Source organism: Micromonospora sp. NPDC051196 (assembly GCF_040682415.1).
GTDB lineage: Bacteria > Actinomycetota > Actinomycetes > Mycobacteriales > Micromonosporaceae > Micromonospora.
Genome location: NZ_JBFBAY010000005.1, coordinates 168,914 through 192,182, shown reverse-complemented (window position 1 = coordinate 192,182; position 23,269 = coordinate 168,914). Strand labels below are relative to the sequence as shown.

Genomic DNA, 23,269 nt, shown 5'->3' with positions numbered 1-23,269 from the left:
TTACGTCCTGAGGACCGGGTACCGCGACGCATGATCGAAACACTGTTCGGATGGCCGGACTAGGCTGCTGTCATGCCAGGAACGGTCGGGCGAGTCCCCACGCCAACAGGCCCCGTCCCGAGCGCGCGGGTGCCCGGCGTCACCGGCATGGTCGACCGGCACCGGTGGAGTGACAGCAGGCTCGGCCCCCCGGAGTACTGGGACCTGGCTGTGCGGGCCGCCGCCGAGATCGTGCTCGCCTCGCCCGCACCGATGGCGCTGCACCTGGGCGACGAGTTCTTCCTGCTCTACAACGACGCGTACGCGGACCTGATCGGCGACAAGCATCCCCAGGCCCTCGGGCAGCCCGCGCCGCAGGTCTTCGCCGAGGTGTGGCCGATGCCGGGCATCGGTGACGTCGTCGAGCACACCTACCGCACCGGCGAACCGTTCCTGGAGCGGGAGGTGACGCTGCCGCTGCGCCGGGCCACCGCGCAACACCAGGCCGTGTACGTCCGGGCCTGTTCCCCGGTCCGGGACAGCCGTGGTCGGATCGTCGGGGTGCTGTCCGTGATCACCGAAACCAACCCGGCGATCCGCCAGTTGCAGGGGCTCAGCGAGCTCGCCGCGGCACTGTCCGGCACCCTCACCCTGGACGACGTCGCCCGGGTCGCGCTGCGTTACGCGATCACCTCGTTCGACGCCGACCGGGTCTGCTTCACCGTCGACGACGGTGGCGGTTGGCGGATGGCCCGGCGGGTACGGGGCGAACTGGTCGACGAGGCCGACGAACGGCTCCCCCCGCTGTGGCGGCGCGGGCCGGCGGACTGGCAGGCCCCGGCGGTGGCCAGCGCCCGCACCGGGTTGGCCGGCTACACCGACGACGGCGAGCCGCTGCGCGAGGTCGCCGCCGACCGCCACGACCAGAAGATCCGGGCCCTGGCAGCGGTGCCGCTGAGCGCCGCCGTGGTACGCGGCGCCCTCACCGTCGGCTATCGGTCCGCGCACCCCTGGTCGGCGCAGGAGCGGGCGTTGCTGGCGGCGTCGGCCGAGTTGGTCGGTCAGGCCACCGAGCGGGCCCGCCGCTTCGAGACCCAGCACGGTACCGCCCAGCTGTTGCAGCGCAGCATGCTGCCGGAGAACCTGCCGGGCCTGCCCCGGCTACGGATCGCGGCGCGCTACGACCCGGGTGTCGACGGCAACGCCGCGGGTGGCGACTTCTACGACGCCTTCGTGCTGCCCACCGGTGACCTGGGCGTGGTGCTCGGTGACGTCGCCGGACACGACGTGCAGGCCGCCGCCCGGATGGGTCAGGTACGCGCCGCCCTGCGGGCGCTGGCCCTCAACGACCCGCGCCCCGATCAGGTGCTCATCGGGCTCGACCGTCTGGTCAGCAGCCTGGGTGCCGAGGCCGGCACGCACGAACTGTTCGTCACCGTGGCGTTCGGGGTCATCGACGTCGCCCGTGAACTGCTCACCCTGGCCAGCGCGGGGCACCCGGCGCCGCTGATCCGGCGCTGCTCGTCCGGCGGCGAACCGAGAGCCGAGTACGTGCAGGTGCCGGTCGGCGCGCCGCTGGGCGTCGGCTACCGCCCGGCGACCTGCACGGTCGCCTTCCCGCCCGGCGACACGTTGCTGTTGTTCAGCGACGGCGTGGTGGAACGGCGGCGCCAGGGGCTTTCGCGCGGCTTGGCCCGGCTGGCCGAGTCGGTGGCCGGGGCACACAGCGGTGATCCCCGGGCGCTGTGCGCCGCCGCCACCGCCGCGGTACCCGGTGCCACCGAGGACGACGTGGCCGTGCTGGCCGTCGAGTACGCGCTGCGGCCGAGCCGGTCGGCCCGGATGGAGGTACCGGCCGAGCCGACGGCGCCGAGCCGGGTGCGGCACTGGATGACCGCCCAACTCACCGAGTGGGGGGTGGCCGAGTCGGTGATCGGTGCGGCGGTGCTGTGCACCAGCGAGTTGACCACCAACGCCCTGCTGCACGCCGGCACGGCGGCCCGGGTGGAGATCGATCTCAGCCCGGAGCGCCTGCTCGTGTCGGTGGCCGACTCGGGCTCACGCGGCACCGTCACCCGGACCCGGACGGACACGCTGAGCAGCCGGGGCCGTGGGCTGGGCCTGATCGAGGAGTTGAGCGACGCCTGGGGCACCGATCCCACCGTGCGGGGATCGACGGTCTGGTTCGAGATCCTGACCCCGCCGCAGTAGCTCAGGCCAACTCCACCACGACGCCTGTCCGGTCCGCAGTCATCCGGTGATCTTATGTACCCCGGGCCAGGCCGCGGTCGCGATCCGGGTGGCGGGCCAGGCCATGGCGCACACCGAAAGACATCGATGCTTCCGGAAGGTCTTCACAATTTCGCAACGGGCCCGTACCTTGGCGGACATGTGGGAGCGCTTCCACGCAACTTTTTCGATGTATCCGAGGAGCAGACCATGAGACCCCGAAGCACGTTCGCCGTGGTCGGCGCGGTGACGACGGCACTCACCGTCGCTGCCACCGTCGGCGTGGGCGCGCTGTTGGCGGCACCCGCCGCGGCTGCCGATTCCGCCTTCTACGTGGACCCGCAGACCAGCGCCGCCCGCTGGGTGGCGGCCAACCCGAACGACTCCCGGGCCGCCGTGATCCGGGACCGGATCGCCAGCGTGCCGCAGCCCCGCTGGTACACCACCACCAACACCTCGACCGTGCAGGGGGAGGTGAGCCAGTTCGTCGGCGCCGCCGCGGCAGCGGGCAAGATCCCGATCCTGGTGGTCTACAACATCCCCAACCGCGACTGCAGCAACCACAGCGGTGGCGGCGCGCCCAACCACAGCGCCTACCGCCAGTGGGTGGACCAGGTGGCAGCCGGCCTGCAGGGCCGACCGGCCACCATCATCCTGGAGCCGGACGTGCTCCCCATCATGACCAGCTGCATGGACGGCAACCAGCAGGCCGAGGTCCGGGCCTCGATGGCGTACGCCGGCAAGGCCCTCAAGCGCGCCTCCTCGGCGGCGAAGGTCTACTACGACATCGGCCACGGCGGCTGGCTCTCTGCCGGCGAGGCCGCCAACCGGCTGCTCGCTGCGGACATCGCCAACAGCGCCGACGGCATCTCGGTGAACGTGTCGAACTACCGGAGCACCGCCGGTGAGGTCTCGTACGCCAAGTCGATCATCGCGGCCACCGGGATCTCCCGCCTGAAGGCGGTCATCGACACCAGCCGCAACGGCAACGGGCCTGCCGGCTCGGAGTGGTGCGACCCGCCGGGGCGGGCGATCGGCACGCCGAGCACCACCAACACGGGCGACTCGGCGATCGACGCCTTCCTCTGGGTGAAGCTGCCCGGCGAGGCTGACGGCTGCATCGCCGCCGCCGGCCAGTTCGTGCCGCAGCGGGCGTACGACCTGGCGATCGCGGCCGGGCCGCTGCCCACCACGCCCGCGCCCACCACGCCCGGCCCCACCACGCCCCCGCCGCCCACCACCCCGCCGCCGACCACCCCGCCGCCGACCACCCCGCCGCCGGGCGGAGGTTGCACGGTGACGTTCACCCCGAACACCTGGACCGGTGGCTTCACCGCCGAGATCCGGGTGACCAACCGCGGTGGCGCGGTGAACGGCTGGACCCTGGCCTTCACGGCCGGCTCCGGGGTGCGGCTGAGCAACGGCTGGAACGGCGTGTGGAGCCAGTCCGGCGACCGGATCTCGGTCCGCAACGCCGACTGGAACGGCAGCCTGCCCAGCGGCGGCACGCTCAGCGTCGGCTTCCAGGGCACCTACAGCGGCAGTAGCCTGCCGGCACCGAGCGGTTTCGCCCTCAACGGCACCAACTGCACCTGATCGCAACCGCGTAGGCCCCTCGCCACCGCCTTCGGGCACCGGCGAGGGGCCTACGCCCTTTTCACCTCCGTCGGCCTCCTGGCGACGGATCCGGGTCCCCGGTCACCTCCGGCGCCGGTGCCGCCAGCCGGCCGGCGCGAGCGCGTTACCGCTGCCGTCCGGCGGGAACGCGTTCGACGACGAAGGAGGAGACCCATGACCACACAGTCGAATCCCCCGGCCTGGCAGCCGGGCGTGACCGGCGGCGGCACCCTCCCGTCGGGCCCGGGTGGCCGGACCGCGGCACCCAGCGGCGACGGACACGGTCCGCAGGTCGGCCAGCCGACCGTGACGATCGGGGCCTACCCGGACTATCCCTCCGCCCAACGGGTGGTGGACCATCTGGCCGACAACCGGTTCCCGGTGGAGCGCAGCGCGATCGTGGGCACCGACCTGACCCTGGTGGAGACCGTACTGGGGCGGATGACCACCGCGCGTGCGGGATTGATCGGCGCCGGCACGGGTGCCTGGTTCGGTCTGTTCATCGGCCTGCTGTTCGGCATCTTCACCATCGGCAACTGGATCGCGGTGATCCTGGCCGGCCTGGTCATCGGGGCCATCTGGGGCGCGGTGTTCGGTGCTGTCGCGCACGCGATGACGGGCGGCAAGCGGGACTTCACCTCCGCGAGTTCGCTGCGCGCCAACCAGTACGCCGTGATCGTCGACGCGGACGTGGCCGAACAGGCCCGTCAACTGTTGGGCCGGCTGCACCTGGGTGGGCGTGCCCCGCAGACCGCGGGTTGAGTACTCCCGTCGACGGACGCGGCCGCGTCCGACCGCCCCCGACCGCCCCGGCAGGGCGCGGTCGGGGGCTCATTCAAACCTTCAACACCTTTCCTTGGATTCCGCTTGACCATGGGATGACCAGGGACCAACCGATGTTGTTCAAATTTTAATAGCGTGCTACCTTGGGGCCATGACCGAGAGCCTGAGCAACGACCGCCTCACCGCCTGGCGGGCGTACATCGAGGCCAGTCAGCGGCTGCTCACCCGACTGGAGGACGACCTGCGCGACACCAGCGGGCTGAGCCTCGCCGACTACCACGTGCTCGTGCTGCTCAGCGAGGCTCCCGGGCAACGCCTGCGGATGGGCGAGCTGGCCGGCCGGCTGGTCTTCTCCCCCAGCCGATTGACCTACCAGATCTCGTCGATGCAACGGCGTGGCCTGGTGGCCCGACAGCCGTGTCCGCAGGACGGGCGGGGCAGCGAGGCGGTGCTCACCGCCGCCGGCCTGCTGGCCCTGCGCGAGGCGGCCCCGCACCACCTGCACTCGGTACGCATGCACCTGATGGACGACCTCGACGACGCCGAGATCGCCTTCCTGACCAGGATTTTCACCCGACTCGGCCAGCGGCTGCACGGAACCGCCAGCCCCGCTCACAGCGACCGTTGAAGGAGCCTTCGATGCCCGCGATCACCGTCGACAACGTCCTCGTCCTGCCCCGGCTGCCCAGGCTCGACGAGTCCACCACTGTCATCCGCCCGGTCCGTCGGCTGACCACCGCACCCAGCGGCTTCGAGGGCGAGGGCTTCCCGGTGCGCCGGGCCTTCGCCGGGGTACCGACCAGCGAGCTGGACCCGTTCCTGCACCTCGACCAGATGGGCGAGGTGGAGTACGCCCCAGGCGAGCCGAAGGGCACCAGTTGGCATCCGCACCGGGGGTTCGAGACCGTCACCTACATCATCGACGGGATCTTCGAACACCAGGACACCCATGGCGGTGGCGGCACGATCACCAACGGCGACACCCAGTGGATGACGGCAGGCAGCGGCCTGTTGCACATCGAGGCGCCGCCGGAGCACCTGGTCGTCAGCGGCGGCCTGTTCCACGGCACCCAACTCTGGGTCAACCTGCCCAAGGTGGCAAAGATGAGCCCGCCGAAATACCAGGACATCCGCGGCAACGAGGCCGCTCTGCTCACCACGCCGGACGGCGGCGCGTTGATCCGGGTGATCGCCGGTGAGATCGCCGGGCACCGTGGACCGGGCTCGACGTACACCCCGATCACCGTCGCCCACGTGACGGTCGAGCCGGGGGCGCAGGTCGACCTGCCCTGGCGGCCCGACTTCAACGCCCTGGTCTACGTGCTGGGCGGGCGCGGCACGGTCGGCGCCAACGGGCGGGGCGTACGGACCGGGCAGCTGGCGGTGCACGGCCCGGGCGACGCGTTGCGGTTCAAGGCCAACGCCCGGCAGGACAGCCGCACTCCGACGCTGGATCTCTACATCATGGGTGGTCAGCCGATCCGGGAGCCGGTGGCACAGTACGGCCCGTTCGTGATGAACAGCCGTGACGAGCTGATCCAGGCCTTCGAGGACTACCAGGCCGGTCGACTCGGGGTGATCCCGGCGGAGCGGCTGCCGCACACCGACGGCCAGGGTTCGCGGCCCTGACCCGACCTCCGACAGGGGTGGGGGCGCCCGATGCGACCGGGGCGCCCCCGCTGGTCAGGAAACGGCGAAGATGCCGGCCACGCCGAGTAGCACCATCACCAGTACGGCCAACAGCGCTCCCCGCTCCCCCTCCACCGCCTGCTCGCGGTGCTCGGTCACGGCGCTCGTCGTCTCGCCGGGCATGGTGCGGCCTCCTCGAGGTAGGGGTGAATGCCGATCCGGCCCTGAGTTACCCGTCTGGGCCGCCGGAAACCTTCACCGCCCCACCCAATCGCGAGCCCACGCACGCGCCAGCCGCCGACCTCGCGTGGATAGCAGCGACCTACGGCTGTTCACCACGAGGTGAAGTTCCTCAGTGGTGGGCGATTTGCACTAGTATCAGATGTTAAATCACTTAAAGACATCGTACTTTCGGCTAGATTTCTGCGGCACTATCAGGCTATGGTGACTCCCGAACGTACCAACAGCGCCCAACCGAAGCGTCACGTCTTTTATCCGCGGACGAGGTGCAGGGAGGACCACCATGACCGCGCCAACGATCAGCGAAGCGGCGACCGCGCCGGCAACCGCGGCTACGAAGCTGGACCCGCGAGCACTCACCGACAGCGCCACCGACCTGCTGAACGCGATGGCCGCGCTGCCCGCCGGGCATCCGTCCCGCGCCGCGCTGCGCGACCGGGCCATCGAGGCATGGCTGCCGCTGGCCAACCACCTCGCACACCGCTACAGCGGGCGGGGTGAGCCGACCGACGACCTGGCCCAGACCGCGGCGGTCGGCCTCATCAAGGCCATCGACAAGTTCGACCCCACGCGAGGCGTCGACTTCGCCGGCTACGCGATCCCCACCATCATCGGCGAACTGAAGCGCCACTTCCGCGACCGCACCTGGGACATCCGGGTGCCCCGGCGGTTGCAGGAGCTACGCCTGGCCATCTCGGACGCCAACAGCTCACTGCTGCAAACCCTGGGCCGCTCGCCGACGGTGGCCGACATCGCCGCCCACCTCAAGCTGACCGAGGAAGAGGTCCTGGAGGGCCTGGAGGGCGCCCGCGCGTACAACGCGGTGTCGCTGTCCACGCCGACCGGCGACGGCGACCGGGCGACCGAACTCGGCGACATGCTCGGCGGCGAGGACAGCGAGTTCGAGCTGGCCGAGTTGCGGGTGGCGTTGGGGCCGGCACTGGCCACGCTGGACGAGCGCGAGCAGAAGATCCTGACGCTGCGCTTCTACGGAAACCTGACCCAGTCGCAGATCGCCGAGCAGATCGGCGTGTCGCAGATGCACGTGTCCCGGCTGCTGGCCCGGGCACTGACGAAGCTGCGGGGGCAGCTCGACGGGACGTACTAGGAGGGGGTGGCGACGGTGGCCGGGCCGGCGGGCCCGGCCACCGTCGTGTCCACGGTCATAGCGGGTCGGTGACCGGCTCCCGCCACATCGGCCAGAACGGCGTGCCGTCCGGCAGGTGGAACGGCTCGGAGACCTGGTAGCCGTGTCGCGCGTACAGGTCCCGGCTGGTCTCGCTGCTCGCCTCCAGGTAGGCCGGTACGCCGTTGGCGTCCAGCCAGGCGTGGTGGTGTCGCAGCAACGCGCTCCCGATGCCCTTGCCCTGACGGTCCGGTCGCACGGCCAGCAACGCCAGGTGATGGTGGTCGGAGTGCGGATGGTTCGCGGCGAACAACTCGTCGAGGTGCGCGAAACGAGGCGTCCACTCCCCGCACGCGGCGGCCAGCCGGTCGTCGTAGTCCTCCGGCACGGGCAGCGGATCACCGATCGACGGCAGCCACACGGCCACGCCGGTACGGCCCGCGGTGCCGAACACCAGCCCGTGCCGCAGGGCGTGTGCCACCACGATCTCGAACTGGTCGGCCAGCACCGCTTCCCGCTTGGCCTCGTCCGGCACCAGCCACCGGGTCGCGTCCAGCACCAGGAACGACTCGGCGATCCGTTCGGCCACCCACCTGGCGTCGGCCGGGCCGAGCCGCTCGATGTACGCCCGGCTCATCGCCGCGCCTCCGCCGTGTGGCGCGGCGGTTCGTCGCCCATGGATGGCAGCCCCACGACCGCCGCGGTGCTCTCCGCACCCAGCCCGATCCGGGCGTACGTGTCGGGGCGGCTGCGACGCAGCACCACGCCCCAGAGCACACCAAGTACGGCGGCCACCGGGTAGACCGCCGGGAAGATCCAGCGCAGCGGCGAGTCGGGCGCCACGCCGAGCAGGTTGGCGAAGTTCTGCACGGCCAGCACGATGATCGCGATCAGCGCGACGGCGGCGATGGCGGGGGCGATCAGCCGACGCCACAGGGTCTCCTGCTCACCACTGCGCGCGAAATACATGATGATCGCGATCGCGGTCGTCGCGATCAGCAGCAGCACACCGAATCCGCCGCTGGTGCCCAGCCAGAAGAACAGCTGAAGCACCGGATCCCAGCCGTTGACCGCGTACAGCAGGATCACCGCCAGGCCCAGCGCGCTCTGCGCCAGCGAGGCGGCCCGGGGCGCGCCGGTGACCGGCGAGGTACGTCCGAACACCGCCGGCAGCACCCGCTCCCGGCCGAGCGCGAAGGCGTAGCGGGCGGTGGTGTTGTGGAACGAGATCATGGCGGCCAGCACCGAGGTCAGGAAGAGCGCCTGCCCGATGGTGAGCACCGTGTCACCCAGGTGCGCCCCGGCGAGGTTGAAGATCAGGTCGATGCTCTGGGTACCGGCCTCCTCGACGATGCGGTCGGGCCCCACGGCGACGGTCATGCTCCACGAGGAGAGCGCGTAGACCACACCGATGATCGCCACGGACAGGTAGGTGGCCATCGGCACGGTCCGCTTCGGGTCCTTGCTCTCCTCGCTGAACACCACCGAGGCCTCGAAGCCGACGAAGCCGAGGATCGCCAGCACCAGGACCGCGCCGACGCCCGGCACGAAGAAGTTGTCCGGCGAGAAGGCCGCGAAGCTGACGCCTTCGGCGGCCGGGTTACTCAACTGGCCCAGGTCGAACAGCACGATGATGGCGATCTCGGCGCAGAGCAGCCCGGCCAGCACCATGCCGTTGATGTCCACCCTGAGCAGGCCGAGCGCCCCCACCATCGCCCAGGCCACCAGCGCCACGAGCCACCACTGCGGTGTGATGCCGAACAGCCGGTCCAGCACCGGCGTGGCCGCCGCGCCGATGGTGCCGTAGAGGCCGACCTGCAACGCGTTGTAGGCGAGCAACGCGACCCAGGCCGCGCCCACCCCGGCGGGACGGCCCAGGCCCCGCGCGACATAGGCGTAGAAGGCGCCGGCGTTGGCCATCCTGCGGGCCATCGCCACGTATCCGGCGGAGAACACGGCCAGCACGGCGGCGACCGCCAGGAAGGCCAGCGGAATGCCGAGCACTCCGATGACCCCGTAGCCGGTGGTGACCACCCCGGCGACCACGGTCAGCGGGGCTGCCGCGGAGAGGACGAAGAAGACCACGGAGGGTACGCCGAGCCGGCCACGGGCTAACGCCTCGGAGACGTTGCTCGGTCGCTGGGATGTCACGGTGGAGGACATGAACTGCTCCGGTTCAGAATGAGGGGGTGTAGGGAGGCCGGCTCAGGGAATGCCGCGCAGCACGGCCGCGCCCACCGCGGCCTCGGTGTGCGCCACGAGTTCCTTCAGCGGCGCCGGCAATGCGGGGATGATCAGATTGAGCCGGTGATGGGCACGGGGGCCGGCGCTCCACAGCACCTCCCGGGTCAACCCGGCGGAGGCGACCAGACCGAGCAGCAGCGCGTCGGGCACGCTGGGCGGGTCGGCGCGTTCCAGCACCGCGCGCAGCCGGGTGGCCGGCCAGGCGGCCACGTTGGGATCGATCGGTACGTAGCTGACGGTGGTGCGCAGCAGCCGCCGGCTCTCCTGCCGGCGTAGCACGCCGGCGCGGGCTAGCCGCTCTCCCACCGAGGTCACCGCGCTCTGGGCGAGGAAGCTGAGCCAGGTGCGTACCGACTGGTGCTGTGCCTCACCGATCAACTGGTCCAGCACGGTGTGCGCCAACGCGTCGGCGGGCGGGCGGCGGTCGATCACGTTGACCTGGCCGTTGGTGACGGTGATGTGTCCATAGAGGACCAGCTCACCGAGCAGCCCGCCGGCCAGTCCGAGGCCGGTAGCCGCCGGATGCAGCTTCGCCCTGCCTCGGACGTCGTTGTGAGCGATCAGGAAGAACTCGTCGGCGATGAGCAAACGTCCTCCCCGAATCGCCGTCCATTGTGATCGCTGGCTCCGGGCAAGGATGCACCCAGGGCAACTGCAATGCAACTCCCGGATTCGACAGTTGCACTCCGTGCTGGACCGACCTGCGACTTTTCCCATGACAGACTCGGAGGGTGACCGCGAGCCCCACTGTCCGCCGCCGCCGCATCGCCCGGGAACTACGCCAATTGCGCGAACGCACCGGAATGACCCTGGATGTCGCCGCCCGGCAACTGGACATGTCCAAGAGCAACCTGTCCCGCATCGAGAACGCCCAGATCGGCATCAAGCCACGCGACGTCCGCGCCGCGCTGGCGCTTTACCAGGTGACCGGAAACGACGCCGAGGCACTCATCGAGATCGCCCGTGGTGCCCAGCAACGCGGCTGGTGGCAGCACTACAGCGACGTACTGCCGGAGTGGTTCGAGTTCTACGTCGGCCTGGAGGCCGAGGCCGCCACCCTGCGCACGTACGAGGCCGAGGCGGTACCCGGTCTGTTCCAGACCGAGGCGTACGCCCGGGAGGTCTACCGCCTGACCGCCGGCGAGGAGGACCTCGACCGCAAGGTCGCCGCCCGGCTACGCCGGCAGGACGTGCTGCGCAGCGACCCTCCGGTCGAGTTGTCGGTGGTGTTGAACGAGGCCGTCCTGTTACGCCCTGTCAGCGATCGAGCCGTGATGGCGGGACAACTGTCCCATCTGGAGGATGTCGCTCAGTTACCGAACGTCACTATCCAGGTACTTCCGTTCGAGGCGGGCGGGCACCCCGCCCTGAACTCGCCGTACGTGATCCTCACGTTCGCCGACGCCGCCGACGCCGCTGTGGTCTACCTGGAAAATCTCACGACAGGCCTGGCACTGGAGGAGGTCGCGCAGGTGCGCTCGTATAGCCTTGTACACGAAAGGCTGCGGCGGTTGGCGCTGGATCCTGCGGCGTCCCTGATCCGTCTCAAAGAAGCCTCTCGCTACTTTACGTGATCGCGCAGGCGCGATCACCCTCAGTATCGATGAAGGGATCGCGATGACCGCGCTCGACCCGTCCCGAGCGAAGTGGCGCACCAGCACCCGCAGTGTGGGTAACGGCAACTGCGTGGAGGTCGCCACACTCGACGGTCAGGTCGCGGTGCGGGACAGCAAGGATCGCGGCGGGCCGGTGCTGACGTTTCCACCGTCGGCCTGGAACGCCTTCATCGTCGGCCTGCACGACGCCGACGATCGCTGACCCGTTCCACGCCGAGACGCATACCGACTTCGGACAGCGGCAGTACCCCTTCTGTGGGGTACTGCCGCTGTCCGAAGTCGGCCGTGCGCCACGTCGATGGCGTTTGACTCGGGCGGTTCCCTCGACGTGCGCCTGGACCTCTCGCCGCGACGCCGCCGGCGCTCATGACATCGCTAGCGCAGCGACCGGAAACCGGCGCGGAGTTCCTCGGCGAAGATCTCCGGCTGCTCCCAGGCGGCGAAGTGCCCGCCCTTGTCCAGCCGGTGGTAGTAGACGAGATTCGGATACGCACGCTCGACCCAGCTGCGCGGGGCCTGGTACAGCTCGTCGGGAAAGGCGCTCACCGCAGCCGGTACGGAGACCCCCTTGGTGGCGAAGAAGGAAAGCGGGTTCTCCGCGTACAGGCGGGACGCGGAGACCGCCGTGTTCGTCAGCCAGTAGAGCGTGATGTTGTCCAGGACGTCGTCGCGGGTGAGGCCGACCTGACGCCCGGCGAACGCCTGCGAGATCAGGTCCAGGCTACGGGCGTCGTGGTCGAGCAGAAACGCCGCCAGGCCCACCGGTGAATCCGCCAGCGCGGTGAGCGTCTGCGGTCGGGTCGCCATCATCAGGGCGTACGCGACGTGCTTCCACACGAAGTCCAACTGCTCGCTGGCGTGCCTCTCCTCGGCACTGAGACCGGCCGGCAGGGAGCCGAGCGCGTTGGTCGCCCCGGAGATGTCGGACTGGAACAACGCGTCGAGGTCGGGTGGCACCGCGCCGGGCATGTTGGTGTGGATGCCGAGCAACTCCGCCGGCGCCTGCATCCCCATCAGGTCGGTGATGATCGCGCCCCAGTCGCCGCCCTGGGCGACGAACCGGGTGTAGCCGAGCCGCCTCATCAGTTGCGTCCAGGCGCGGGCGACATGCTCGGGTCCCCACCCCGGCACCGACGGCTTGCCGGAGAAGCCGTGGCCGGGCAACGACGGGATCACCAGGTGGAAGGCATCAGACTCGGATGCGCCGTACGCCGTCGGATCGGTGAGCGGCCCGATGATCTTCAGCTGCTCGATCACGGACCCGGGCCAGCCGTGCGTGACGATGAGCGGTAGCGCATCCTCGTGCCGGGACCGGACGTGGATGAAGTGGATGTCCAGGCCGTCGATCTCGGTCAGGAACTGCGGCAGGTCGTTCAGTCTCGCCTCGACCTTGCGCCAGTCGTACTCGTTCTCCCAGTAACGCGCGAGTGCCTGGATGGTGGCCAGCGGCACGCCCTGCGACTGGTCGTCGACGGTCTCCTTCTCCGGCCAGCGGGTGGCCGCGATGCGCCTGCGCAACGCGTCGAGCTCCGCCTCGGGAATCTGCACCGTGAACGGCCGGATCTGCTCGGTGCGTACCGGCGCTTCGGTCTTGACAGCCATGCAGGTCTCCTGTCCCCGTCGATCAGGATCACGCAGGTGGGATTGCCGACCGTCGCCCTTCGCGTGCGCGCATCCCGCAGACGACGGCTGTCTCGGCCAGGTCGGTTGTCGAGAACCAGGCCGCCTCAGCCCAACACTAGGTCTCACCGCCGTGACGGCGAGCGCCCTCGGAGCAACGTCCCGTCCGTGCCCGCTCACGGTGTTCGGCGAGATACCGAAAGCGGTACCGCCCTTTGGCCGGCTCAGCCCTCGTCGACCACGTCCGCGACGACGACCGTGACGTTGTCCGGCCCACCGGCGCGCAGCGCCAGATCGATCAGCCGCCGCGCGCACTCCTGACGGTCCGGGTAGTCGGCCAGCACCTCGGTCAGGGTGTCGGCGCTCACGACGTTGGACAACCCGTCGCTGCAGAGCAACCAGCGGTCGCCGGCCCAGGGCAGCATCGTCGCGTACGTCGGTGAGACCTCGTCGCCCTGCAAGGCCTGGGTGACCACGGCCCGGCGGGGATGGCTGCCGGCCTGGTCGGGGGTGATCAGCCCCTGGTCGACGAGCATCTGCACGAAGGTGTCGTCCCGGGTGATCTGCTTGAGCACGCCCTCACGGAACAGGTACGCCCGGGAGTCGCCCACGTGCGCCAACGCCAGGCAGCTGCCGGTACGCGCGAACAGCAACGCGGTCAGCGTGGTACCCATCCCCTGCCGCTGCGGATCCTCGACGACCGCCTGGCGGATCCGGCCGCTGGCCAGTTGGATGCCGCTCTGCAACGCGGCGACCAACGCGTCCTCGGGGGTCTCCACGTCCAGCGGCGCCATCGCCTCGATGGCGATCGAACTGGCCAGGTCACCCGCGGCCATGCCGCCCATGCCGTCGGCGACCGCGACCAGCCAGGCACCGGCGTGCAGGGCGTCCTGGTTACCGCTGCGGATCAGCCCACAGTCGCTCGTTCCGGCAGAACGTAGCTTCAGGGTCATGGCACGCAGCCTGCCAGGCGAAGGGCGCGGTTGTCTCTAGGAGATCGGGACGACCGGGCGTGGCGCGCCGAATCTCACTGCTGACCGACCCCGAAGAGGATCGGATGCGATCGATTGACACGGTCGGCCGTGCCTGGAAACATGCCCGATACCTGGGAGCGCTCCCAGATTTCTTGCCACCATTCGCCCGTCCCGTTCGTCGGAAGGATCCCCCGTGACGCCACCCCGACGTCGTCTCGCGGTACTCGCTGCGGCAACCGCCGTGGCGCTGGCCGGCACCACCGCCGGCACCGCGTACGCCGACCCCCCGGCAGACGCCCCCGAACAAATCAACAACGGCGATTTCAGCAACGGCTCGTCGCCCTGGTTCTCCTTCGGCACCGGCCCGCTCGGCGTGACCGACGGCCAGCTCTGCACCACTGTCGCCGGCGGTCTGGCCAACCCGTGGGACGCCGGCATCGGTCACGACGGCGTTCCGCTGATCGCCGGTGCCGAGTACACCCTCGGCTTCGACGTCCGCTCGACTCCGGGCAGTTCGGTGACCGCCGTGCTGCAACTCGGTAGCGCGCCCTACACCGGCTACTACTCGGTCATCGCGGCCGCCACGCCCACCCTGCAACGCGTCGAGCGGACCTTCGTCGCCCCGACCGACGACAGCCGCGCCCAGCTGATCTTCCAGGTCGGTGGCGCCGCCCAGGAGCAGACGGTCTGCCTGGACAACGTCTCGCTGCGCGGTGGTAACCCTCCCGAGCCGTACGAGCCGGACACCGGCCCGCGGGTGCGCGTCAACCAGGTCGGCTACCTGCCGCACGGGCCGAAGAACGCGACCGTGGTCACCGACACCACCGAGGCGCTGCCCTGGCAGCTGAAGTCCGCCTCCGGTGCGGTGCTGGCCAGCGGCACCACCACCCCGCGCGGAGTCGACCCGGCGTCGGCCCAGAACGTCCACTCGGTCGACTTCTCGTCGTACCGCACCCCGGGGCAGGGCGTGACGCTGACCGTGGACGGCGAGGTCAGCCACCCGTTCGACATCTCCGGCACGCTCTACGAGCAGTTGCGCTCCGACGCGTTGCAGTTCTTCTACATCCAGCGCAGCGGCATCGCCATCGACGGTGACCTGGTCGGCGAGGAGTACGCCCGCCCGGCCGGCCACCTGGGCGTCGCACCCAACCAGGGCGACACCGACGTACCCTGCCAGCCCGGCGTCTGCGACTACCGGCTCGACGTACGTGGCGGCTGGTACGACGCGGGCGACCACGGCAAGTACGTGGTCAACGGCGGCATCGCCACCCACCAGTTGCTGAGCACCTTCGAGCGGACCAAGAACGCCGCCACCGCCGGGTTCGGCGCCGCTCTCGGCGACGGCACGCTGCGGCTGCCCGAGCGGGACAACGGGGTACCGGACGTCCTCGACGAGGCCCGCTGGGAGCTGGAGTTCCTGCTGCGCATGCAGGTGCCGGCCGGCAAGCCGCTGGCCGGGATGGCCCACCACAAGATCCACGACCAGAACTGGACCGGGCTGCCGTTGCAGCCCGAGGATGACGACGAGCTGCGGGAACTGCACCCGCCGTCCACTGCCGCCACGCTGAACCTGGCCGCCGTCGCGGCCCAGTGCGCCCGACTGTTCGCCCCGTACGACGCGGCGTTCGCGCAGCGTTGCGGCACCGCGGCGAAGACCGCCTACGCCGCGGCGAAGGCAAACCCGACCCGGTACGCCAGCCCGACGGACGGCAACGGCGGCGGCGCGTACGACGACAGCAACGTCACCGACGAGTTCTACTGGGCGGCGGCCGAGCTGTACCTGACCACCGGCGGGGCCACCTACCTGGCCGACCTGACCGCCTCGCCGCACCACACCGGTGACGTGTTCGACGCCCGTGGCTTCGGCTGGCAGAGCGTGGCCGCACTGGGCCGCCTCGACCTGGCCACCGTGCCCAGCGGGCTGCCGACCGCCGAGGTGACCCGCATCCGCAAGTCGGTCACCGACGCCGCCGACGGCTACCTCGCCGAGATCGCCCAGCAGGCGTACGGGCTGCCGATGCCCGGTGAGCCCAGCAGCTACTTCTGGGGCGGCAACAGCAACGTGATCAACAACGCGATCGTGATGGCCACCGCCTTCGACCTGACCGGGCAGGCGAAGTACCGCGACGGCGCCGTGCAGACGATGGACTACATCTTCGGCCGCAACGCGCTGAACATCTCGTTCGTGACCGGTTGGGGCGAGCACGCGGCGCAGAACCAGCACAGCCGCATCTTCGGTTACCAGCTCGACCCGAGCATGCCGAAGCCGCCCGCCGGTTCGCTGGCCGGCGGTCCCAACGCCGACCTGCAGGACCCGTTCGTGGAGCAGCTGCTCGCCGGCTGCGCCCCGATGTTCTGCTACGTCGACGACATCGCCTCCTACTCGACCAACGAGGTGGCGATCAACTGGAACTCCGCGCTGTCCTGGATCGCCTCGTTCCTCGCCGACCAGGGCGACTCGGCGGCGGTGCCGGCACCCAGCTGCTCGGTGACGTACACCAACTACGGCTCCTGGCAGGGCGGCACCGGCTTCACCGGCCAGCTGACCATCCGCAACACCGGCACCACCACGCTGAACGGTTGGACCGCCAAGTTCGCGTTCACCGGTGACGCCAAGGTGCGCGAGGCGTGGATGGCCGACGTGAAGCAGTCCGGTGCCACGATGACCGCGAAGAACGAGTCGTACAACGGCCGGATCGCCCCCGGCGGCACGGCGATGTTCGGCTTCAACGCCACCACCGGTAGCGGTGCCAACCCTGGCCCGTACCTGATCACGGTGAACGGCGCGGCCTGCACCGTCTCCTGATCCCCGGGTGGGGCGCCGTCGGCGACCGGCGCCCCACCCGGCCCCACCCCCACGAGGGGATAGCAGGATGGGGCCGTGGACGATCTCCTTTTGCGCCCCGGAGGGCCGGCGGACGTGCCGGCGGTGCTGCGGCTGCTCGATGACGCCACCGCCTGGCTGGTTGCGCGAGGACATACCGGGCAGTGGGGCAGCGAGCCGGCCTCGACCGACCCGCGCCGCATCGCCCAGGCCGACGGCTGGGGCAGCGGCGGCGGGCTGTGGCTGGCGCAGGTGGACGAACGGCCGGTCGGCGCGCTGGTGGTGGGCACGGCCAACGACTACGTGCCACCGGCCACCGAACCCGAACTCTATGTGAACCTGCTGGTCACCGACCGGGCGTACGCCGGATCGGGGATCGGTGGCCGGCTGCTGGCGCACGCCGCCGACCTCGCCCGGCAATGCGGCGTCACCCTGCTGCGGGTGGACTGCTACGCCGGTGACGACGGCGCCCTGGTGCGCTGGTACGAACGTCAGGGCTTCACCCCCACCGACCGCTTCACCCTGGACCGCCCCGGCCACCCCCCATGGCCCGGCCAACTCCTAACCCGCCACCCCTAACCCCCACCCCCACCCCCCACCCACCCCCACCCCCACCCCTCACGCGTTGATCATGAGGTTAGCGGCAGTTGTCGATCTCCCAAGCACAGCTAACCTCATGATCAACGTGAGACAGGGGGGAGCTGTCGGGGGGTGTGGGGCAGTTTGGGGAGGACTTGGTCGCCGAAGGCGTCCAAGAAACCGCGCTGGTCCTGGCCGACGTGGTGCAGTGCGATCTGGTCGAAGCCCAGGTCGATGTAATCCTCCAGCCAGGCGGTGTGTCGGGCGAGGTCGGCGGAGATGTTGACGACCTCGGCCAGGCGGGCCATCGGCACCTGCGCGGAGACCACGTCGAAGTGCTCGGGGGTGTCCAGGTCCCAGCAGACCGGCGGGGCGAAGACGTTGCTGCGCCATTGGTCGTACGCGATCGCCTCGGCCTCGGCCTGCGTGCTCGCCCAGCTCAGATGCACCTGGAGGTGCACCGGCCCGCGACCACCGGCCTCCCGGTAGGCGTCGATGATGCGGCGCAGGTGCTCGGTCGAGGCGTTCACGGTGATCAACCCGTCCGCCCACTCGGCGCACCAGCGGGCGGTCTCGACGCTGACCGCGGCGCCGACCAGCGCCGGCGGCTGCTCGGGGCGGGTCCAGAGCCGGGCCCGGTCGACCCGGACCAGGCCGTCGTGGCTGACCTCCTCGCCGGCCAGCAGCGCCCGGATGACCTCGACGCACTCGCGCAGCCGGGCGTTACGGACGTCCTTGCGGGGCCAGGCGTCGCCGGTGACGTGCTCGTTGGCGGCCTCGCCGGAGCCCAGCGCGGCCCAGAACCGGCCCGGGTACATCGCGGCCAGAGTGCCGATCGCCTGCGCGATGATCGCCGGGTGGTAACGCTGGCCCGGCGCGTTGACCACACCGAACGACAGCCCGGTGGCCTGTAGTGCGGCACCGAGCCACGACCAGGCGAACCCGGAATGCCCCTGCCGCTCGCTCCACGGTGCGAAGTGGTCGGAGCACATGGCGGCGTCGAAGCCGACCTGCTCGGCGTGGCACACCGCCTCCAGCAGGGCGCGCGGATGGATCTGCTCGTGGGAAGCGTGGAAACCGATCGCCGTCATGCCCGGCTTCCCTACCCAGGCCGGCAGGAAAGTAAGCCGGGCTACTCGGCGTGGGCGCCGGCCCCGGCGCCGGCCACGCCCTCCCCGATCCAGACCGTCTTGATGTTGCAGAACTCGTGCATGCCCTGGGCGGACAACTCCCGGCCGTACCCGGAGTTCTTCACCCCACCGAAGGGCAGTTCGGGATAGGACGTGGTCATGCCGTTGATGAAGACGGCCCCGGCCACCAGGTCGGTGGCGAAGCGCTCCTGCTCCTGCGGGTCCCGGGTCCAGGCGTTCGAGCCGAGCCCGAAGGCGGTGCCGTTGGCCACCTCGACCGCCTCGTCGTACGACGACACCCGGTACAGCCCGGCGACCGGCCCGAACACCTCCTCGGCCCACATCCGCATGGTCGGATCGAGGTCGGTGACCACCGTCGGCGGGTAGAACCAGCCCTCACCGGCGGGCTTCTCCCCACCGCAGAGCACCGTGGCTCCCTTGTCGACCGCGTCGCGGACCTGGGCGTCGACCTCGTCGCGGCCCCGCTCACTGGCCAACGGCCCGACATCGGTGTCGTCGTCCATCGGGTCGCCGACGCGCAGCGCCGACATCCGGTGCGCGAACGCCTCGGCGAAGGCCTCGTAGACGTCGGTGTGCACGATGAAGCGCTTGGCCGCGATGCAGGACTGACCGTTGTTCTGGCAGCGCGCGGTGGTGGCCACCTCGGCGGCCAGTTCCACGTCGGCCGAGGGCATCACCACGAACGGGTCGCTGCCGCCCAGTTCCAGCACCGTCTTCTTCAACTCGCGGCCGGCGATCTGGGCGATGGACCGGCCGGCGGGCTCGCTTCCGGTCAGCGTCGCGGCGCGTACCCGGGGGTCGGCCAGGATCTGCTCGACCGCCTCGGAGCCGACCAGCAGGGTGGTGAAGGCGCCCTCGGGGAAGCCGGCACGGCGGATCACGTCCTCCAGCAGCAGCGCCGTCTGCGGCACGTTGGAGGCGTGCTTGAGCAGCCCGGTGTTGCCGGCCATCAGGGCCGGGGCGGCGAAGCGTACGACCTGCCAGAGCGGAAAGTTCCAGGGCATGACCGCGAGCACCGGCCCGATCGGCTGGTAGCGGACGAACGCCCGGGTCGCGGAGACCGCCTTGGCGGCGGCCGGGGTGTCGGCGAGGAACTCGGCGGCATGGGCGGCGTAGAAGCGGCAGGCGGCGGCGCACTTGGTGACCTCGGCCTTGGCGGCGGCGTACGTCTTGCCCATCTCGGTGGTCATCAGCCGGGCGATGTCGTCGCGTTCCGCCTCCAGCAGGTCCGCCGCCGCGTTCAGCCAGCGCCCACGCTGGTCGATGGTGGTGCCGCGCAACTGCCGGTACGCCAGATCGGCCCGTTCGATCGCACCGCTGAGCTGCTCGCCCGACATCGGCTCGTACGTCTTGAGCACCTGGCCGGTAACGGGGTTGGTGGTGGCGATGGTCATCAGGGCTTCTCCCGTCACTCGAAGAGCGAGTGCCGCACACCGGGCTCCTCACGGCGGCGGGCGGCACGGCGGCGTTGGATGACGGCCAGGTCGACGACCGCGACCACCGCGAAGATCGCGCAGACGACGCCGAGCCAGGCCAGGTCGGCACGGAACGCCAGTACCGCGAAAACGACCATGGTGACGAGCCCGAAGCTGGCCAGCACGAGCCGCAGGTTGAGCGCGCTGTACGCGTGGCCGACCGTGCCGCGGGCACGCCGGGGCTGTGATCTCGTCATCACCCCCACCTACCCCCCACCACCCGGACTAACCGTCGCCGACGGATTGCGCGCCGCTTAGCACGCTCGTCGGCACGGCGACAGGGCTCTGCCACATCTCCGACAAGACGGCATGAACGCCTCCCGGCCCGCGCGTACAGTCACCATGCCGTCGCTGCACGCTATGAGGCTGGGGAAATCGTGCCTGGACGCTGGACAACCGCCGCCGTCTGCCTGCTCGCGTTGGTCGCATTGGCCTGCGAGGCGGGCGGAGAGCCGACCCCCCGACCGACCGGCACTCCCCCGCCCGGCTCACCCAAGGTGGTCGCCGCCCTCGGCGACTCCATCAGCACCGGCTTCGGCTCCTGCCTCGTCCTCACCTCCTGCGAGCGCAACTCCTGGTCGACCGGGTCGGGACTGCGGGTCGACAGCCACTACCGCCGGCTGCTCGACCGCAACCCCAAACTGCGGGACAAGGCGTACAACCACGCCCGTCCGGGAGCCCGGGCCGCCGCGCTGGCCGGCCAGGCGGAGGCGGCGGTACGCGACCGCGCCGACTACGTGACGGTGCTGATCGGGGCCAACGACGCCTGCCGGGGCACGATCGACACGATGACCCCGGTGGCCGAATTCCGGGCCGAGATCGACCGAGGGCTGCGGGTGCTGCGCGAAGGTCGCCCCAAGGCCCGCGTGCTGGTCGTCAGCATCCCCAACCTGTACCGGCTCTGGGAGGTCGGCCACGACGACTCACGCGCGGCACGGGCCTGGCGACGCGGCGTCTGTCCGGCGCTGCTGGCCGACCCGACCTCGACGGCACCGGCCGACCGGGCCCGACGGACAGCGTTCAAGGAGCGGATCTCCGCCTACAACAGACAACTGTCGGCCGCCTGCCGCGCGTACGGCTCCCGGTGTCGATACGACGGCGGCGCGGTGCATCGGGTCAAGTTCGACCTGGACCTGGTGAACGTGTTGGACTACTTCCACCCCAACACGGCCGGCCAGTCCCGACTCGCCGAGGTGACCTGGCGGTCCTCCGGCTACGCCGACTGATCGTCGTCTTCAGGGGAACGGCGAGGCGCCGGGATGTGCGGGTGGCCGTGCTGACGGTAATGGGCGCGGGAGCGTTCGGCGAGGTTCTTGGTGGCCGAGGAGTTCGCCCAGGTGCCCAGGATGATGGCGGCGCCCGGCACGACCTTGGCGAAAATCCGCTTCGCGGCCCGCACCCCGGCCATCTGGGCGAGCCGGACCCCGAGCCGAAGCATCGCCCGGCCGATCGTCGTCTGGCCGCCACCGCCGAACAGGGCCCCGGCCCGCTCCCGGCCGGCCGCCACCCCCAGGGCCAGCCGGGCGCTCGCCGCCACCTTGTGCACCTTCTGCAGGACCAACAGGTCGGTGGCGCGGTCCGGGTGCGCCGGATCCGCGCCGTAGGCGGCGGCGATGTGCAGCACCATGCGGGCCTGGGTCCAGGCGAGCACGCCGACATCGAGCACCGCGCCGGGCAGCCCGGCGGCGCCCGAGACGGCACCGGAGAGCCGAGCCTGGTTGACGAACCGGCGTACCGCCTGCTCGGCGAGGGATTCGGCGGTGGCGGCGGGCTGCTCCACCCGGGCCTGCCGGACCCATCTGGCCGCCTCCGGACCGAGTCGACGCACCGCCTCCAGGGCGAGATGCTCCGGGGCGTACTGCGGGTCCCGGCGCATCCGGTCCCAGAGGTTGACCGGTGGCGCCTCGGTGGCCTCGTCCGCGGGTCGGGGGTTCGACGCCGCCGGGATACCGGGCTGGCCGTCGGCCGGTGCCGGGTCGCTCATCGCCTCTCCCTTCTACGGTGCCGACTTATATGTACCCCCGGCTCGCAACGTCTTATTCGGGCAGGGTTGGGACGAATCCAGGCCGCGCGGACCGGCGCGGCAGGAATGCGTCAGGATGGCGGGTACGTTCTGGCGATCGGGAGGCCGCCAACCCGGGCAACCCGTTACGCGCAATCAGGGAGGCCACACCGGTGCTCGATCCACACGAGCTCTATGAACTCACCGACGATCTGCCCAACCTCGGGCAACCGGTCCTGATCCAGGCACTCACCGGATTCGTCGACGCCGGCAATGCCAGTCGGCTGGCCCGCGAGCAGTTGCTGACCTCGCTGGAGTCCCGTCCGATCGCCCGCTTCGACCTGGACCAACTCTTCGACTACCGCTCCCGCCGTCCGGTGATGACCTTCGTGGAGGATCACTGGGAGAGCTATGACACTCCGGAGTTGGTGCTGCACCTGCTGCACGACGACGACGAGACGCCGTTCCTGCTGCTCACCGGGGCGGAGCCGGATCTGCAGTGGGAGCGGTTCACCGCCGCCGTCGCCGGGCTGGCCGCCCGGCTGGACGTACGCCTCACCGTCGGGCTCAACGCGATCCCGATGGCGGTGCCGCACACCCGGCCTGCCGGAGTGACCGCGCACGCCACCCGCCGTGAACTGATCGTCGGCTACGAGCCGTGGCTGCAACGGGTCCAGGTGCCCGGCAGCGTGGGCCACCTGCTGGAGTTCCGCCTGGGTGAGGCCGGCCGGGACGCGCTGGGTTTCGCCGCACACGTGCCGCACTACGTGGCGCAGGCGGAGTACCCGGCCGCCGCCGAGGTGCTGCTCGCCTCGGTGTCCCGCAGCACCGGACTACTGCTGCCCCGCGACGGGCTGCGTTCGGCCGCCGAGGCGGTCCGGGTGGAGATCGACCGTCAGGTGGCGCAGAGCGAGGAGGCCGTCACCCTGGTCCAGGCACTCGAGGAGCAGTACGACGCGTACGCCCGTGGTCGTAGCGGTCAGAACCTGCTCGCGGCGGAGAACGGCCCCCTGCCCACGGCGGAGGAACTCGGCGCCGAACTGGAACGCTTCCTGGCCGAACAAACCCGCCCCAACAACGAATGAGATGCAAGGAAGGGCACCTTGTTAACGCCTGGTGCAGAGCAGGGGCCCCTTATTAACAACCTCGCGGGTGGCCGGGTGGCGGCAAGCAGGGTGGGG

General features: G+C 70.6%; 22 protein-coding genes. 12 read left to right on the top strand and 10 right to left on the bottom strand.

Translation table 11 applies throughout. From position 1 onward, the window contains the following. Positions 1-72: 72 nt before the first annotated feature. From AB0M35_RS13135 to AB0M35_RS13115, 5 genes are all read left to right on the top strand, one after another. Positions 73-2,190 (top strand): SpoIIE family protein phosphatase, encoded by a 2,118-nt coding sequence (locus AB0M35_RS13135; protein WP_363744817.1) that lies wholly within the window; start codon positions 73-75, stop codon positions 2,188-2,190. Between the two features lie 228 nt (positions 2,191-2,418). Continuing rightward, entirely contained in the window at positions 2,419-3,804 is a 1,386-nt protein-coding gene (locus AB0M35_RS13130) for a glycoside hydrolase family 6 protein (protein WP_363744815.1), read from the top strand. 195 nt (positions 3,805-3,999) lie between these two features. Continuing rightward, the gene (locus tag AB0M35_RS13125) at positions 4,000-4,587 is read left to right on the top strand and encodes a general stress protein (RefSeq protein ID WP_363744814.1); all 588 of its coding nucleotides are present in this window, start codon (positions 4,000-4,002) and stop codon (positions 4,585-4,587) included. Between the two features lie 172 nt (positions 4,588-4,759). After that, positions 4,760-5,236, top strand: a complete 477-nt coding sequence (locus AB0M35_RS13120; protein ID WP_363744812.1) for a MarR family transcriptional regulator — start codon at positions 4,760-4,762, stop codon at positions 5,234-5,236. A gap of 11 nt (positions 5,237-5,247) precedes the next feature. Continuing rightward, the gene (locus tag AB0M35_RS13115; protein ID WP_363744811.1) at positions 5,248-6,237 is read left to right on the top strand and encodes a pirin family protein; all 990 of its coding nucleotides are present in this window, start codon (positions 5,248-5,250) and stop codon (positions 6,235-6,237) included. Positions 6,238-6,291: 54 nt separating this feature from the next. Here AB0M35_RS13115 and AB0M35_RS13110 read toward each other — a convergent pair whose 3' ends face one another. Then, positions 6,292-6,420, bottom strand: coding sequence for a hypothetical protein (locus tag AB0M35_RS13110; protein ID WP_363744809.1), 129 nt, complete (start codon positions 6,418-6,420; stop codon positions 6,292-6,294). A 340-nt stretch (positions 6,421-6,760) separates the two neighbouring features. Between AB0M35_RS13110 and AB0M35_RS13105 the strand changes: the two genes are divergently transcribed. Beyond that, complete coding sequence (locus AB0M35_RS13105) at positions 6,761-7,585, top strand: SigB/SigF/SigG family RNA polymerase sigma factor (RefSeq protein WP_363744807.1); 825 nt, start codon at positions 6,761-6,763, stop codon at positions 7,583-7,585. 55 nt (positions 7,586-7,640) lie between these two features. Here the strand turns inward: AB0M35_RS13105 and AB0M35_RS13100 are convergent, their stop codons facing one another. From AB0M35_RS13100 to AB0M35_RS13090, 3 genes are read right to left on the bottom strand one after another with little or no spacing between them, the layout of a single operon-like run. After that, on the bottom strand, positions 7,641-8,240 hold the full coding sequence (locus AB0M35_RS13100) for a GNAT family N-acetyltransferase (RefSeq protein ID WP_363744805.1): 600 nt from the start codon (positions 8,238-8,240) through the stop codon (positions 7,641-7,643). Beyond that, positions 8,237-9,766 (bottom strand): APC family permease, encoded by a 1,530-nt coding sequence (locus AB0M35_RS13095; RefSeq protein WP_363744803.1) that lies wholly within the window; start codon positions 9,764-9,766, stop codon positions 8,237-8,239. The genes AB0M35_RS13100 and AB0M35_RS13095 overlap by 4 nt, the downstream gene beginning before the upstream one ends. 42 nt (positions 9,767-9,808) lie before the next feature. Beyond that, positions 9,809-10,450, bottom strand: a complete 642-nt coding sequence (locus AB0M35_RS13090) for a GPP34 family phosphoprotein (RefSeq protein ID WP_363745215.1) — start codon at positions 10,448-10,450, stop codon at positions 9,809-9,811. Between the two features lie 128 nt (positions 10,451-10,578). Here AB0M35_RS13090 and AB0M35_RS13085 point away from each other — a divergent pair, with 128 nt between their 5' ends. Beyond that, positions 10,579-11,421, top strand: a complete 843-nt coding sequence (locus AB0M35_RS13085) for a helix-turn-helix transcriptional regulator (protein WP_363744801.1) — start codon at positions 10,579-10,581, stop codon at positions 11,419-11,421. A gap of 43 nt (positions 11,422-11,464) precedes the next feature. Beyond that, positions 11,465-11,665 (top strand): DUF397 domain-containing protein, encoded by a 201-nt coding sequence (locus AB0M35_RS13080; RefSeq protein ID WP_363744799.1) that lies wholly within the window; start codon positions 11,465-11,467, stop codon positions 11,663-11,665. Between the two features lie 173 nt (positions 11,666-11,838). On the opposite strand, the gene AB0M35_RS13075 is transcribed toward AB0M35_RS13080, so the two are convergent. Both AB0M35_RS13075 and AB0M35_RS13070 read right to left on the bottom strand, forming a co-directional pair. Further along, on the bottom strand, positions 11,839-13,065 hold the full coding sequence (locus AB0M35_RS13075) for an epoxide hydrolase family protein (RefSeq protein WP_363744797.1): 1,227 nt from the start codon (positions 13,063-13,065) through the stop codon (positions 11,839-11,841). 242 nt (positions 13,066-13,307) lie between these two features. Further along, entirely contained in the window at positions 13,308-14,036 is a 729-nt protein-coding gene (locus tag AB0M35_RS13070; protein ID WP_363744795.1) for a protein phosphatase 2C domain-containing protein, read from the bottom strand. 214 nt (positions 14,037-14,250) lie between these two features. Between AB0M35_RS13070 and AB0M35_RS13065 the strand changes: the two genes are divergently transcribed. Beyond that, positions 14,251-16,863 carry a glycoside hydrolase family 9 protein gene (locus tag AB0M35_RS13065; protein ID WP_363744793.1) on the top strand — a complete coding sequence of 871 codons (2,613 nt, stop codon included), beginning with the start codon at positions 14,251-14,253 and terminating at the stop codon, positions 16,861-16,863. Between the two features lie 75 nt (positions 16,864-16,938). Then, on the top strand, positions 16,939-17,460 hold the full coding sequence (locus AB0M35_RS13060; protein WP_363744791.1) for a GNAT family N-acetyltransferase: 522 nt from the start codon (positions 16,939-16,941) through the stop codon (positions 17,458-17,460). 101 nt (positions 17,461-17,561) lie between these two features. Here AB0M35_RS13060 and AB0M35_RS13055 read toward each other — a convergent pair whose 3' ends face one another. From AB0M35_RS13055 to AB0M35_RS13045, 3 genes are read right to left on the bottom strand one after another with little or no spacing between them, the layout of a single operon-like run. Continuing rightward, positions 17,562-18,551 carry a TIGR03885 family FMN-dependent LLM class oxidoreductase gene (locus AB0M35_RS13055; RefSeq protein ID WP_363744789.1) on the bottom strand — a complete coding sequence of 330 codons (990 nt, stop codon included), beginning with the start codon at positions 18,549-18,551 and terminating at the stop codon, positions 17,562-17,564. 41 nt (positions 18,552-18,592) lie between these two features. Continuing rightward, the gene (locus AB0M35_RS13050) at positions 18,593-20,005 is read right to left on the bottom strand and encodes an NADP-dependent succinic semialdehyde dehydrogenase (RefSeq protein WP_363744787.1); all 1,413 of its coding nucleotides are present in this window, start codon (positions 20,003-20,005) and stop codon (positions 18,593-18,595) included. Between the two features lie 14 nt (positions 20,006-20,019). Continuing rightward, positions 20,020-20,283: a DUF6343 family protein gene (locus AB0M35_RS13045; RefSeq protein WP_363744785.1), complete on the bottom strand. Its 264-nt coding sequence runs from the start codon at positions 20,281-20,283 to the stop codon at positions 20,020-20,022. Positions 20,284-20,463: 180 nt separating this feature from the next. Here AB0M35_RS13045 and AB0M35_RS13040 point away from each other — a divergent pair, with 180 nt between their 5' ends. Continuing rightward, a complete protein-coding gene (locus AB0M35_RS13040; RefSeq protein WP_363744783.1) occupies positions 20,464-21,312 on the top strand; it encodes a GDSL-type esterase/lipase family protein in 849 nt (282 codons plus the stop codon). Here the strand turns inward: AB0M35_RS13040 and AB0M35_RS13035 are convergent. Then, on the bottom strand, positions 21,300-22,070 hold the full coding sequence (locus tag AB0M35_RS13035) for an EcsC family protein (RefSeq protein WP_363744781.1): 771 nt from the start codon (positions 22,068-22,070) through the stop codon (positions 21,300-21,302). The genes AB0M35_RS13040 and AB0M35_RS13035 overlap by 13 nt on opposite strands. A 191-nt stretch (positions 22,071-22,261) precedes the next feature. On the opposite strand from AB0M35_RS13035, the gene AB0M35_RS13030 reads away from it, so the two are divergent. Beyond that, the gene (locus tag AB0M35_RS13030; RefSeq protein WP_363744779.1) at positions 22,262-23,173 is read left to right on the top strand and encodes a PAC2 family protein; all 912 of its coding nucleotides are present in this window, start codon (positions 22,262-22,264) and stop codon (positions 23,171-23,173) included. Positions 23,174-23,269: the final 96 nt, after the last annotated feature.

Excerpts from the sequence above, each read along its gene's own strand:
- AB0M35_RS13045 (WP_363744785.1), bottom strand. The coding sequence starts at position 20,283 with ATGACGAGATCACAGCCCCGGCGTGCCCGCGGCACGGTCGGCCACGCG.
- AB0M35_RS13075 (WP_363744797.1), bottom strand. The coding sequence starts at position 13,065 with ATGGCTGTCAAGACCGAAGCGCCGGTACGCACCGAGCAGATCCGGCCG.
- AB0M35_RS13055 (WP_363744789.1), bottom strand. The coding sequence starts at position 18,551 with ATGACGGCGATCGGTTTCCACGCTTCCCACGAGCAGATCCATCCGCGC.
- AB0M35_RS13120 (WP_363744812.1), top strand. The coding sequence starts at position 4,760 with ATGACCGAGAGCCTGAGCAACGACCGCCTCACCGCCTGGCGGGCGTAC.
- AB0M35_RS13130 (WP_363744815.1), top strand. The coding sequence starts at position 2,419 with ATGAGACCCCGAAGCACGTTCGCCGTGGTCGGCGCGGTGACGACGGCA.
- AB0M35_RS13115 (WP_363744811.1), top strand. The coding sequence starts at position 5,248 with ATGCCCGCGATCACCGTCGACAACGTCCTCGTCCTGCCCCGGCTGCCC.
- AB0M35_RS13035 (WP_363744781.1), bottom strand. The coding sequence starts at position 22,070 with ATGAGCGACCCGGCACCGGCCGACGGCCAGCCCGGTATCCCGGCGGCG.
- AB0M35_RS13110 (WP_363744809.1), bottom strand. The coding sequence starts at position 6,420 with ATGCCCGGCGAGACGACGAGCGCCGTGACCGAGCACCGCGAGCAGGCG.
- AB0M35_RS13125 (WP_363744814.1), top strand. The coding sequence starts at position 4,000 with ATGACCACACAGTCGAATCCCCCGGCCTGGCAGCCGGGCGTGACCGGC.
- AB0M35_RS13070 (WP_363744795.1), bottom strand. The coding sequence starts at position 14,036 with ATGACCCTGAAGCTACGTTCTGCCGGAACGAGCGACTGTGGGCTGATC.
- AB0M35_RS13080 (WP_363744799.1), top strand. The coding sequence starts at position 11,465 with ATGACCGCGCTCGACCCGTCCCGAGCGAAGTGGCGCACCAGCACCCGC.
- AB0M35_RS13050 (WP_363744787.1), bottom strand. The coding sequence starts at position 20,005 with ATGACCATCGCCACCACCAACCCCGTTACCGGCCAGGTGCTCAAGACG.
- AB0M35_RS13095 (WP_363744803.1), bottom strand. The coding sequence starts at position 9,766 with ATGTCCTCCACCGTGACATCCCAGCGACCGAGCAACGTCTCCGAGGCG.
- AB0M35_RS13105 (WP_363744807.1), top strand. The coding sequence starts at position 6,761 with ATGACCGCGCCAACGATCAGCGAAGCGGCGACCGCGCCGGCAACCGCG.
- AB0M35_RS13135 (WP_363744817.1), top strand. The coding sequence starts at position 73 with ATGCCAGGAACGGTCGGGCGAGTCCCCACGCCAACAGGCCCCGTCCCG.
- AB0M35_RS13100 (WP_363744805.1), bottom strand. The coding sequence starts at position 8,240 with ATGAGCCGGGCGTACATCGAGCGGCTCGGCCCGGCCGACGCCAGGTGG.